The following is a 12,052-nucleotide window of genomic DNA, read 5'->3' as shown; positions in this document are numbered from 1 at the left end:
AGCAGGTCGGCCTCGGAGACGACGCCGACCACCCGGTTCCCCTCGTCGATGACGGGGAGCGCACTGATCCGCTGCGTCCGCAGGGTCCGCACGATGTCCTTGAACCCCGCCCCGGCGGCCAGCGCCACGACGGAACGGGTCATGACGTCACTCACGGTGTATACGGAGCCGTACATCGCTTCCTCCCGCACATATGGGCGGCGTTCTCACATGTCCAGAGTCAGCCCTGTCGCCTGGGCCGGCATGGGCCGAACGGTCCGTTCCACGGGGCCGTCCTTCCCGCTCCGCCGAGGGCGGCACGATCGGTCGGGCTGTCGTGACCCGCGCCTGCCACCGTCGACAAGTCGCGTCTGTTCCGTCGCTCGACGGACCGGAGGGTGGTCAGTACGCGGAAGCGCCCCGTTGCCGGAACACCTCACGGACGCGTGACGTCAGCGCGGGGTCGGGTACCGGCGTGTCCCGCAGGGGGAACGGGATGCCGAGTTGCCGGTACTTCGGTGCTCCGAGCTTGTGAAACGGCAGAACGTCGACGCGTTTGACGCCGTGCAGCCCTGCGACGAACCGGGCCAAGCCGTCCACTGCCTTCAGGTCGTCGGTCCACCCCGGCACCAGCACGTACCGGATCCACATGCGCGCGCCGAGCCGGTCCAGGCGCCTGGCGAACTCCAGGGTGGAGGCGAGGTCGCCGCCGGTCAGTGCGTGGTAGACGGCGGCGTCGAAGGACTTGATGTCCAGCAGCACGAGGTCGGTGTCCCCTATGAGGGCGTCGTCGGCTCGGGCGCCGAGGAATCCGGACGTGTCGAGGGCCGTGTGCAGCCCGCATTCCTTGCAGCGGCGCAGGACGGCCGCCACGAAGGCCGGCTGGAGCAGGGACTCTCCCCCGCTGACGGTTATGCCTCCCCCGGTCGTCATGACGAAAGCGCGGTACTCGCCGTGACCGGGCTTGCTGCTGCCGCCGTCGCACGGTCATCACGTGTCCTTCACTCGCTGGGCCCCTCACCGTCCCAGCCGCGTCCTCGGCCGCGTCCTCGGGGAGTGCCGGCCGGCGCACCTCCACGTTCCGGCCGGCCCGAGGCGTCGGGACGTACGGCCCTCCCCCACCGCCCCGGTGCACCCTGCTGGGGAGCCGTCACCGCCGGGATCGGTCGGTCGACGGAAGGGCCGACCGGCCCCCTCTCCGGGACCGGCCGGCCTCGCACCGGGGCGGTCGGTGGAGGGACGCTGGAAAACGGCACACCGTGCTCGAACCGGCACACAGTCCTCCGAGCCGAGGAGCGGGCGTCATGGTCCGATACGTGTACGACTTCACCGACGGCGGGCGTGAGGAGGCCGGTCTGCTCGGCGGCAAGGGCGCCAACCTGGCCGAGATGGTCCGGCTCGGTCTGCCGGTCCCGCCGGGCTTCACTCTCACCACCGAGGCGTGCCGGGCGTATCTGGAGACCGGCGCGGAGCCCGCCGGTCTCGCCCGAGAGGTCTCCGCGCACCTGGCCGAGCTGGAGCAGGCTGCCGGGCGGCGGCTGGGACAGCGGGACGACCCTCTGCTGGTGTCCGTGCGGTCGGGTGCCCGGTTCTCCATGCCCGGCATGATGGAGACGATCCTCGACGTCGGGCTGAACGACGACTCCGTGGCGGGCCTGGCGAAGGCGTCCGGCAGCGAGCGGTTCGCCTGGGACTCCTACCGTCGACTCGTGCAGATGTTCGGTAGTACGGTGATGGGTGTCGATGCCTCGCTCTTCGAGGCGTCGCTGGAGCGGTTGAAGGAGCTGCGGGGCGTCCCGGACGACGTGCACCTCGACGCCGCTGACCTGTCCGGGCTCGTAGAGGCGTACAGGGAGCTGATCCGCCGCGAGACCGGCGAGGACTTCCCTCAGTCCCCGGCTCACCAGCTGCGGCGGGCGGTCCTGGCCGTCTTCGACTCCTGGAACAGCGAACGGGCGCGGCTGTACCGGCACCGCGAGCACATCCCGGACGATCTCGGTACCGCTGTCAACGTACAGCGCATGGTCTTCGGCAATCTCGGGGCCGACTCCGGCAGCGGCGTCGCCTTCACCCGCGACCCGGCCACCGGACGGCGCGGACTGTACGGCGACTACCTATCCGACGCACAGGGCGAGGACGTCGTCGCCGGCATCCGCAACACCGTCCCCCTCGCTGAACTGGAGCACATGGACCCGCACGCCTACGGGCAGCTCCGGGCGCACATGCGAGCCCTTGAGCAGCACTACCGCGACCTGTGCGACATCGAGTTCACCATCGAGCGCGGAAAGCTGTGGATGCTGCAGACCCGGGTGGGCAAGCGCACCGCCGAGGCGGCCTTCACCATCGCCGCCGCTCTGACCGACGAGGGCCTCATCAGCGCGGACGATGCCCTGGCACGGGTGAGCGGGGAGGGACTGGCCCGGTTGATGTTCCCCCGCTTCGACGCCTCCGCGACGGGAGACCCGCTCACACGCGGCCTGCCGGCCTCGCCGGGTGCCGCGGTCGGTACGGCCGTCTTCGACTCCGCGGAGGCGGTACGGCGCCACACCGCCGGCGAGCCGGTCGTCCTGGTGCGCCAGGAGACCAACCCGGACGATCTGCCGGGCATGGTCGCCGCCCGGGCGGTGCTGACCAGCCGTGGCGGAAAGACGTCACACGCGGCCGTGGTCGCACGCGGCATGGGCAAGGTCTGCGTCTGCGGCGCCGAGGACCTCGTCGTGGACACCCGGGGCCGGCGGCTCACCACCGGCGACGGCACCGTCGTCGAGGAGGGCACCGTCCTGTCCGTGGACGGCTCCACGGGCACGGTGTACGCCGGTGCGGTGCCGCTCGTCGACTCCGCCGTGATGCGCCGGCTGGAGAACGGTACGGCCGACGGGGCCGACGAGGCTCCGGACGCGGTGGTCGACGCCGTCACCCGTGCCCTGGACCGCGCGGACACCGTGCGGCGACTGGAGGTCAGGGCCAACGCCGACACGCCCGAGGACGCCGCGCGCGCCCGTCGGTTCGGTGCCCAGGGCATCGGCCTGTGCCGCACCGAGCACATGTTCCTGGGCGAGCGGCGCCGACTGGTCGAGCGGATGATCCTGGCGCAAACCGACGCGGACCGCGACCGGGCGCTCGACGCCCTGCTGCCGCTGCAACGATCGGACTTCACGGGCATCCTCACGGCGATGGACGGGCTGCCGGTCACCATCCGCCTCCTCGATCCGCCGCTGCACGAGTTCCTGCCCGACCGCCTCGCCCTCGCCACCCGCCTCGCCGCCGCCGAGGCCCGTGGCGAGGGCGTGGATAGGCACGACGCCGAGATGCTGGACGCCGTCAACCGCATGCACGAGGAGAATCCGATGCTCGGGCTACGAGGCGTCCGTCTTGGCCTGGTGGTTCCCGGACTGGTTGCCATGCAGGTCCGGGCGATCGCCGAGGCAGCCGTGGAGCGTGTCCGGGCGGGTGGCAACCCCCGGGCGGAAATCATGGTGCCGCTCGTCGGCGACGTCACCGAGTTCCGGCTGGTACGCGAGGATGTGGAGCGCATCCTGGCCCAGGTGTCCGCAACGTCCGACGTTCCAGTGGCCTGCCCGGTCGGCACCATGATCGAACTTCCGCGGGCGGCGCTCACCGCCGGCCCGATCGCCGAGGTCGCGGAGTTCTTCTCGTTCGGCACCAACGACCTCACCCAGACCACCTGGGGCTTCTCCCGCGACGACGTCGAGGCGGCCTTCTTCTCCGCCTACCTCGACAAGGGCGTCTTCGCCGCCTCCCCCTTCGAGACGATCGACCGCGAGGGCGTCGGACGGCTGGTGGAGATCGCCCTCGCCGAGGGCAGGGCCGCCCGCCCCGCCCTGGAGACAGGCGTATGCGGCGAACACGGCGGAGATCCGGAGTCGGTGCACTTCTTCCACAGCGCCGGTCTCGACTACGTCTCCTGTTCACCGTTCCGGGTCCCGGTGGCACGGCTGGAGGCCGGACGGGCCGCGCTGGACGGGGCCGGGACGAGCGACAGCAGATGAACCGGCCACGCCGTCGCGGCCCTGTCGGACCTCATCCCGCCGGCGATGGACAGCCTGTGCGGCTGTGCGTCGCCGGCGGGATTCCGGACCCAGCCCGAACTCCCACCTCGACCTCGCCGCCGCGGCCTCGGTGCCCGGCCCCCGACCGCGCCCGAGGCGGAAACCGCACGGCCGACGGCGGCCAGTGCAGCCGGATCGGCACCCTGAAGGCCCGCGGGCCGGCCGGCTTCCGGCTGACCGGCTGGAAGCCGGCAGATGTATTAGGGGCATTCCGGGGTCGGCCAGATGCCGAACGGGGTTGAGGTCAGGTGGCGGCCAGGGCGCTGAGCGCGGCGTCGAGTCGGGCAGTGGCTTCGTCGGCGACGGGCGTGAGGGTGTCCAGACCGGTGAGGGTGACCATGGTGCCCGGGTCGAGGGCCTGGACGAGCGTCTGGTCACCGTCGCGGCGTACGACGACGTTACAGGGAAGCAGTAGGCCGATGGAGCGGTCGGCCTCCAGGGCCCGGTGCGCGAGCGGCGGGTTGCAGGCGCCCAGGATCAGGTAGTCCTCCATGTCGTGGCCGAGCTTCGCCTTGAGGGTGGCCGCCACGTCGATCTCAGTGAGGATGCCGAATCCCTGGTCGGCCAGGGCCTTGCGTACGGCAGTGACGGCAGTATCGAAGTCGGTGGCGGCCAGGCGAACGGTGCGGTCGTAGGACACGGACACTCCCGGATAGTGCGGAACGATTGATTCCTCTATACCCCGCCGGGTACCCGCAGGGCGCGAGGCGACGCGTGGTTTCCCTGCATGGAATACCCCCCCGGGTATAGTTGTTATGGTGAGCATCAGATACCCCCCGGGGTAAACCGTGCGAGAGGAGTCGTGAGCCGTGTTCTTCGTTGACACCCTGGAGTTCGAGGGTCTGGGCAACCGGAGCTACCTGGCCGGCGGACCCGGTGCCGCGGTGGTCATCGACCCGCCGCGCGACATCGACCAGGTCATCGCCGCGGCGGCCCGCCGCGGGGTGCGCATCGCCTTCGTGGCCGAGACCCACGTGCACAACGACTACGTCACCGGCGGCCTGGAGCTGGCCCGCGTCACCGGCGCCCAGTACCTGGTTCCGGCCGGGGCACAGGTGTCCTTCGACCGCACCCCGGTCGCCGACGGCGACACCGTGACGGTGGACGAGGGCCTGGTGCTGCGGGCGATCGCTACTCCCGGGCACACCCCGCACCACACCTCATACGCCCTTGCGGAGGACGGACGCGGTGTGGCGGCGTTCACCGGAGGGTCGCTCCTCATCGGCACCGTCGGTCGCCCGGACCTGGTCGAACCGCGGCTGACCGAGCGACTGGCCCGAGCCCAGCACACCTCCGCCCACCGCCTGGCCGACGAGCTCGACGACGAGGTGCCGGTCCTGCCCACCCACGGGTTCGGCAGCTTCTGCTCCTCCTCCCAGGCCGAGGGGGACACGACCACGATCGGCAAGGAGCGCGAGACCAACGACGCGCTGACCCTGGACGTGGACACGTTCGTCGCCCAGGTGCTCGACGGCCTGGACGACGTACCTGCCTACTACGCGCACATGGGCCCGGCCAACGCCGCGGGTCCCGCACCCGTCGACCTCACCCCGCCTGCGCGTGCGGACGACGAGGGAATCGCCTCCCGGCTGGCCGCGGGCGAGTGGGTGGTGGACCTGCGCAGCCGCATGACCTTCGCCGAGGGGCACGTGGCCGGGTCGTTCAACTTCGAGGGCGAGGGCAAGCTCGCCACCTACCTGGCCTGGCTGATCCCGTGGGGCAAGCCCGTCACCCTGCTCGCCGACACTCCCGGGCAGATTGCCGATGCGCAGCGGGAGCTGGCGCGGGTGGGCATCGACCGCCCGGCCGCCGCCGCCACCGGCGACCCGGCCGGCTGGGTCCGCGAGGGCGAGCTGCTCGCCTCCTTCCCCCGTGCCCGCTTCGCCGACCTCGCCGACGTCCGTGAGCGCGGCGACGATGTTGTCGTCCTGGACGTGCGCCGGGATTCGGAGCGCGCGGGCGGCTACATCGCGGGCTCGGTCCACATCCCGATCCACGAGCTGCACGGCCGTATCGGCGAGGTGCCGGAGGGAACGGTGTGGGTGCACTGCGCCGGCGGGATGCGCGCGGCGATCGCCGCCTCCCTGCTGGACGCCGCCGGACGCGAGGTGGTCGCCGTCGACGACGGCTTCAACGCTGCGACGGATGCCGGGCTGCCCCTGACCTCCGGCTGATTCCGACCGTTCCCCCGCAAGGAAGGAAGCGTGTGATGTTCCTCTTTCGCCGAAACGGACCCCGTGTCACGGTCGACGAGGCACGCAGCCGCACCAGCGGCGATCAGCCCGAGGCCGTCCTGCTGGATGTGCGTGAGAAACCGGAATGGGCTACGGGCCACGCTCCGGGCGCCGTGCACGTACCGCTGACGAAACTGGTCGCCGGCGCCGCCCTGCCCGCTGAAGCTGACGGGCGTCCGCTGGTGGTGATCTGCCGCAGCGGGCACCGCTCCCAGCAGGCGGCCAAGCTCCTCGCTGAACGCGGAGCGCAGGCGGTGGACGTTGAAGGCGGCATGAACGCGTGGACCGCTGCCGGGCATCCGGTGGTCGACGGACGCGGGAACAGCGGCCGGATAGCGTGACTGTACTTGTTCTGGCCCTCATTGCCGGGGCCGTCATCGGTCTCGCCCTGGGAGCCCTCGGCGGCGGTGGCAGCGTCCTTGCCGTACCGGCACTGATCTACCTGCTCGGCTTCACACCGGCCGCCGCCACCACCGCCAGCCTGATCATCGTCACCGCCACCTCCGTCACGGCCCTGTACGCCCACACCCGCGACGGGAACGTGGCATGGAAGACGGGGGCACTGTTCGCCGCGGCGGGCATCGTCCCTGCCTTCCTCGCCGGGGCCGTCGCAGGAAACCTGCCCGAAGCGGTACTGACGTCGGCGTTCGCGCTCATCGCCGCGCTGGCGGCCCTGCGTATGCTGCGTCCGTCCGCGTCCAAGCCGCCGGACCGGGTCCGTCCCGGCAAGGCGGCCGGCGCCGGTGCCGGGCTCGGCGCCGTGACGGGCTTTCTGGGGGTCGGCGGGGGATTCCTCGCCGTGCCCGCCCTGGTGAGCGTCCTGGGTCTGGCCATGCGGCGGGCGGTGGGCACCAGCCTGCTCGTCATCACGGTGAACTCAATCGCCGCGCTCGCCGCTCGCACCGGCACCGGGGGCGGGCTCCACTGGGAGATCATCGGCCCGTTCACCGGAGCCGCGATCCTCGGCGCCTGGGACGGCAAACGCCTCGCGACGAAGGTCTCCGGCACCACCCTCCAAAAGATCTTCGCCAGTGTCCTGCTGGCGGTGGCGGCCTTCATGCTCGTCGACGTGATCATCTGAACGCCAGGGCCGTCAACAGCTCAGGAACAGGGGCCGGGAGCGCTTCCCCAGCCCGTCTCACATCTGAGGACCGCCTTCAGTCCGGCTCCCGCCAGATCAGCCTCCACCAAAACTCCTACACGCAAGGAAGACATCTGCCATGACCACCCCCACGGCCCTCGCCACCGACGAGGCGCGCACCCGACTGCACGAACTGACCGTCATCGACGTGCGTACCCCCGGCGAATACGCCGGCGGTCGCCTCCCCGGCGCGCTCAACATCCCTCTCGACCAGATCCAGCGCGCGCTGCCCGACATCCGTCACGCCACCGACCGCGGCGACGTCCTGGTCGTCTGCGCCTCGGGCGCCCGCTCCCAGAACGCCTGCAAGGTTCTCGCGGAGAACGGCGTCAGGGCCGCCACCCTGTCGGGAGGCACCGGAGCCTGGGCGGCCGACGGCCACGAACTCCACCGCCCCCAGAGCGCCTCCCGTGCCACCTGGGGCATGGAGCGGCAGGTGAGGCTCGCCGCAGGAGTGATCGTGCTGCTCGGCCTGCTGCTCGGGCTCGTCGTCCACCCCGCCTTCCAGCTCATCTCCGCCGGCGTCGCAGGCGGTCTGGTCTTCTCCGCCCTGACCAACACCTGCGGCATGGCCGCCATGCTCGCCAAGCTCCCCCACAACCGCCCCCGCGCCGCCGACCTCGACAACACACTGGCCGCACTGCGCAACCACTGAACCACACCGCGAGGGGAGGGACCCGGTTCGGGATCCCTCCCCTCTCATATGCCAGGCCGTGGGCCAACCGCTCCGACCCAGGCGGGTGATGCGGCGTCGCGGCACCACAGCTCAGGCCAGAGAAAGGAACAGCTTCTCCAGCCGGGTGCGCATCTGCTCCCGATCACCGGAAGCAGCCATGTCCGCATCGGTCAGGCAGTGCTGCAGCCCTGTGGCGATGATCGCGAAACCGGCCTTGTCCAGAGCCCTGGACGCCGCGGCGAGCTGGGTAACGACGTCCTCGCAGTCTCGCCCCTCCTCAATCATCTTGATCACACCGGCGATCTGGCCCTGCGCCCGGCGCAGCCGGTTGACCACCGTCTTCAGTTCCTCAGCCGCCATCGCAAGTTCCACAACACACACTCCTTCGAGATACCCCCTTGGGTATCCTACTGAAGGGCCAACCCCAACCGGGCCAAGGAAAATCCCCGTCGCTCCACCACCATCGCCCTCACTGTCGACCAGGCCAACGCCCGCCCGCACGAGCTGACCGTCATCGACGTGCGCATTCCCGGCACCGAGCAAGCCGGTCATCACCGAGGACATGCTGCACACCGGCTCCGCAGGCGGGCGAACGGCGAGTCCACCGAGCAGATCCAACCTGGCCTGATCATCCCCACCGGCAAGCGCAAGGGGCAGAGCCCGTCCGTCGTCAGCATCTACCGGGCGCTCGCCGAGCACGAGGAACGGGCAGCGTACCCGGAAGCCGTCGAACAGGCCCGCGCCGACTTCACCGCCTTCGCTGGCGGCGAGGCTCGTCACTTCGCGGCAGCTTCGAGAGAACCGGGCCGTGCACGTCAGGGCCGAACGGCCGGCGATCGGACCCGGACAGCCCATGGCTTCCGGCTCCGGACAGGGCCAGCCTGGAATCAGCGAAGGACGCGCCACCCGGTTCACGTCCGGGACGCAGGCACCGCTGAACGCTGCCTGGCCGCGTGCCCCGAGAAGTAGGGAGCGCAACGATGACCTCCACCACCTCACTGACCGGGGGCCTCCCGGTCGAACATCGTGAACGACTGATGCGAGTCGCGCGCGAGGTGTCCTACGTGGCAGGCGCGCGACTGTTCGAGGAGGGCGGTCGTGCCGACAGGTTCTGGATCGTCCGCACCGGCACCGTCACCCTCGACCTCCGCGTACCAGGCCGCCGGGCCGCTGTCATCGAGTCGCTGGGACACGGGGAACTGGTCGGCTGGTCCTGGCACTTCCCGCCCTGCCTGTGGCATCTGGGTGCCGAGGCGATGACCCCGGTACGGGTCTGGGAGTTCGACGCCGAGGCCGTCCGTGCCCTGTGCGCCCAGGATCCGGTGTTCGGCCGCGCGGTCGCCACCTGGGTCGGCAACGTCGTCGCCCACCGGCTGCACGCCGCCCGGATCCGGCTGCTCGACCTGTACGGGCCCCACGGGAGCGGAAGCCTCCTGTGACACATGTGTCGCGCTCCGAGAGGAGGAGAATCATGCTGTACGGCAGCCCGCGCGTCGTGAGTGATGTCATGACGCACACCGTCGTGGCCGTGGGCCGCGACGCACCGTTCAAGGACATCGTCACGCTCATGCAGCAGTGGAAGGTCAGTGCCCTGCCCGTGCTGGCGGGTGAGGGACGTGTCATAGGCGTCGTCTCGGAGGCCGACCTGCTGCCCAAGGAGGAGTTCCGCGACAGCGACCTGGACCGGTTCACCCAGATGCGCCGCCTGGCCGATCTGGCCAAGGCGGGCGGACTGGCGGCCGCCGACGTGATGTCCGCGCCGGCCGTCACCGTCCACCCCGACGCCACGCTGGCGGAGGCGGCCCGCATCATGGCTCAGAGGAGGGTCAAGCGTCTGCCGGTGGTCAATTCCGGAGGTCTGCTGGAGGGCGTCGTGAGCCGAGGTGATCTGCTGCGCGTCTTCCTGCGTTCGGACGAGGAGATCGCCGAGGAGGTCGACCGGGAGATCGTGCCGTACCTTTTCCCGGCTCCCTCCCAGCCTGTCCGGGTGGCCGTCTCCGACGGCGTGGTCACGCTCGCCGGTCCGTTCCGCGACACTGCCCTCGTTCCCGTCGCCATCCGACTGGTTCGCGCCGTAGAGGGTGTCGTCGACGTCGAGTGCCGGGTCGAGCGCGGCGGACCCCGTGAGACCGTCGCAGCTACTCAGCCCTGACGAAACCGGTTACGGTGTGCGCGGCCGGATGCATGCAGCGTCCGGCCGCGCACTCCCGTCCCAGTAGGTGGTACGTGTGTACCGACTGGCGCCGACGCCGCTCATGAAGGAAGGGACAGCCCGTACATGGTGCGGCTGCCCAGGAGTTCGCGTCCCGTGACCAGTTCTGGCTCGATGCGGACGAAGACTTCGTCCGGCCAGGCCACCCACGAACGAGGGCCGGCCCTCGTCAGCCGGTCGTGATCGGTGGAGTCGGTCACCACGGAGGCGAGCCCGGTGACGACGACGCTCCAGCCCGCGTGCGCCGCGGCATCGACCTCGTCCCCTTCGAAGGCGACCACGGCGCCGTCGACGGCGCGGGCCATCTCGGAGGACGCCGAGGTACGCAGCAGCACGGCGCCGTCCGGCTCCAGCAGGAAGTTGACCGGCAGCACCGCCGGCAGAGCGTCGCGCGTGAAGATGACACGGCCCACGTCGGCCTGCGACAGCCGCCTCAGGCACTCCTGTCGGCTCAGTTCCCGGAACCCGTCGTTGCGGTACATCCGCCCGCCGTCTCTCGCTCGTGGGTCTCGTGCTGGACGGGCCGTGTCACACCGTCCTGGGTGCGACGACTTCCCGGCGCGGACCGCCGAGGACCACCTTCAGTGCTCCGGTGTCCGCGGCACCGGCGAAGACCTCGTACGCCTCCTCCATGCGCTCCAGCAGGAAGGTGTGGGTCACCAACTGGGCGGTGGGAAGCCGTCCGGATGCCGCCATGCGCAGCAGAGTCGGCGTGGTCCGGGTGTCGACCAGGCCGGTGGTGATCGTGACGTTCTTGATCCACAGGTCTTCCAGGTGCAGGGTCGCCGGCCTGCCGTGCACGCCGACGTTGGCGACGTGTCCGCCCGGGCGCACCATGCGGGTGCACATCTCGAACGTCTCGGGTATGCCCACGGCCTCGATGACGACGTCGGCGCCGAGTCCTCCGGTCAGGTCGGCGACCAGTTGCTCCGGGGTCTCCCGGGCGTCGGCCACCGCGTCGGCACCGAGTTTCCTGGCGGCCTCCAGCCGAGCGCCGGCCAGGTCCACGGCGACGATGCGCTCGGGGGCGAACAGCCGTGCCGTGGCCACGGCGGCCAGTCCGATGGGCCCGGCGCCCACCACGACGACCGTGTCCCCGGGGCGGACGCTCCCGTTGAGCACTCCCACCTCGTAGGCCGTCGGGAAGATGTCGGCCAGCAGTACGGCGTCCTGGTCGGTGACCGCGCCAGGCAGGGGGTGCACGGAGAGGTCGGCGTATGGAACTCGTACGTACTCCGCCTGTGTGCCGTCGATCAGGTGGCCGAGGATCCAGCCGCCTCCGCCGAGGCACTGGCCGTACACGCCCTCACGGCAGTAGCGGCACCTTCCGCAGGCGGTGATGCAGGACACCAGGACGCGGTCTCCCGGACGTACGGTGCGCACGTCCGTGCCGACCTCGACGATCTCGCCGACCGCCTCGTGGCCGAGGACGGTTCCGGGGCGCACCTCGGGAACGTCCCCTTTCAGGATGTGCAGGTCCGTCCCGCAGATGGTGACGGCGTCGACCCGGACCACGGCGTCGGTGGGCTCCTTGAGGTCCGGGTCGGGTATGTCCTCCCACGCGGACCGGCCCGGCCCGTGGAACACGTAACCCTTCATCGCGATGCTCACCCTCTCTGCGCTCGGGAGCATCCGGAGCCTCGCTGACCAGCCTCCGCCGGGCTGGCCCTCGACCGTCGGTGCGACGGGGATTGCTCCACAACTCCAGACTCTCCCTGGGGTTCGCGTACGCGCTTGGGC

At 70.8% G+C, this 12,052-nt stretch carries 12 protein-coding genes and 1 pseudogene; 7 read left to right on the top strand and 6 right to left on the bottom strand.

Features of this window, described 5'->3' with window-relative positions; all coding sequences use genetic code 11:
• Nucleotides 1-176 (bottom strand): CBS domain-containing protein (locus tag ACP4J0_RS36000; RefSeq protein WP_426603284.1); only part of this gene is annotated, 176 nt, incomplete at its 3' end.
• Nucleotides 177-381: 205 nt separating this feature from the next.
• Nucleotides 382-930: pseudogene (locus tag ACP4J0_RS35995) on the bottom strand (radical SAM protein); the annotation flags it as partial.
• Between the two features lie 353 nt (nt 931-1,283).
• On the opposite strand from ACP4J0_RS35995, the gene ppdK reads away from it, so the two are divergent.
• Nucleotides 1,284-3,989: a pyruvate, phosphate dikinase gene (gene ppdK, locus ACP4J0_RS35990; protein ID WP_426603274.1), complete on the top strand. Its 2,706-nt coding sequence runs from the start codon at nt 1,284-1,286 to the stop codon at nt 3,987-3,989.
• Nucleotides 3,990-4,293: 304 nt separating this feature from the next.
• On the opposite strand, the gene ACP4J0_RS35985 is transcribed toward ppdK, so the two are convergent.
• A complete protein-coding gene (locus ACP4J0_RS35985; RefSeq protein ID WP_426603282.1) occupies nt 4,294-4,689 on the bottom strand; it encodes a DUF302 domain-containing protein in 396 nt (131 codons plus the stop codon).
• Between the two features lie 169 nt (nt 4,690-4,858).
• On the opposite strand from ACP4J0_RS35985, the gene ACP4J0_RS35980 reads away from it, so the two are divergent.
• The 4 genes from ACP4J0_RS35980 to ACP4J0_RS35965 all read left to right on the top strand — a co-directional run bounded on the left by ACP4J0_RS35980 (nt 4,859) and on the right by ACP4J0_RS35965 (nt 8,079).
• Nucleotides 4,859-6,223: an MBL fold metallo-hydrolase gene (locus ACP4J0_RS35980; RefSeq protein ID WP_426603272.1), complete on the top strand. Its 1,365-nt coding sequence runs from the start codon at nt 4,859-4,861 to the stop codon at nt 6,221-6,223.
• A gap of 35 nt (nt 6,224-6,258) precedes the next feature.
• Nucleotides 6,259-6,624 carry a rhodanese-like domain-containing protein gene (locus ACP4J0_RS35975; RefSeq protein WP_426603270.1) on the top strand — a complete coding sequence of 122 codons (366 nt, stop codon included), beginning with the start codon at nt 6,259-6,261 and terminating at the stop codon, nt 6,622-6,624.
• Nucleotides 6,621-7,364, top strand: coding sequence for a sulfite exporter TauE/SafE family protein (locus ACP4J0_RS35970; protein ID WP_426603268.1), 744 nt, complete (start codon nt 6,621-6,623; stop codon nt 7,362-7,364). Before ACP4J0_RS35975 ends, ACP4J0_RS35970 begins: the two co-directional genes overlap by 4 nt.
• Before the next feature lie 139 nt (nt 7,365-7,503).
• Nucleotides 7,504-8,079: a rhodanese-like domain-containing protein gene (locus tag ACP4J0_RS35965; RefSeq protein ID WP_426603266.1), complete on the top strand. Its 576-nt coding sequence runs from the start codon at nt 7,504-7,506 to the stop codon at nt 8,077-8,079.
• 111 nt (nt 8,080-8,190) lie between these two features.
• Here the strand turns inward: ACP4J0_RS35965 and ACP4J0_RS35960 are convergent, their stop codons facing one another.
• Nucleotides 8,191-8,472, bottom strand: a complete 282-nt coding sequence (locus ACP4J0_RS35960) for a metal-sensitive transcriptional regulator (RefSeq protein WP_010358257.1) — start codon at nt 8,470-8,472, stop codon at nt 8,191-8,193.
• A gap of 608 nt (nt 8,473-9,080) precedes the next feature.
• Here ACP4J0_RS35960 and ACP4J0_RS35955 point away from each other — a divergent pair.
• Nucleotides 9,081-9,539 carry a cyclic nucleotide-binding domain-containing protein gene (locus ACP4J0_RS35955; RefSeq protein WP_426603264.1) on the top strand — a complete coding sequence of 153 codons (459 nt, stop codon included), beginning with the start codon at nt 9,081-9,083 and terminating at the stop codon, nt 9,537-9,539.
• 32 nt (nt 9,540-9,571) lie between these two features.
• Entirely contained in the window at nt 9,572-10,252 is a 681-nt protein-coding gene (locus ACP4J0_RS35950; protein ID WP_426603262.1) for a CBS domain-containing protein, read from the top strand.
• Between the two features lie 101 nt (nt 10,253-10,353).
• On the opposite strand, the gene ACP4J0_RS35945 is transcribed toward ACP4J0_RS35950, so the two are convergent.
• Together ACP4J0_RS35945 and ACP4J0_RS35940 are read right to left on the bottom strand one after the other, a co-directional pair.
• Nucleotides 10,354-10,794, bottom strand: coding sequence for a pyridoxamine 5'-phosphate oxidase family protein (locus tag ACP4J0_RS35945; protein ID WP_426603260.1), 441 nt, complete (start codon nt 10,792-10,794; stop codon nt 10,354-10,356).
• A gap of 46 nt (nt 10,795-10,840) precedes the next feature.
• Nucleotides 10,841-11,911, bottom strand: a complete 1,071-nt coding sequence (locus tag ACP4J0_RS35940) for a zinc-dependent alcohol dehydrogenase family protein (RefSeq protein WP_426603258.1) — start codon at nt 11,909-11,911, stop codon at nt 10,841-10,843.
• Between the last annotated feature and the right edge of the window lie 141 nt (nt 11,912-12,052).

The sequence above is a fragment of the Streptomyces sp. WG7 genome (assembly GCF_049975785.1).
GTDB lineage: Bacteria > Actinomycetota > Actinomycetes > Streptomycetales > Streptomycetaceae > Streptomyces.
The sequence above is the reverse complement of the archived record's forward strand: the minus strand, read 5'-3'. Positions and strand labels throughout refer to the sequence as shown.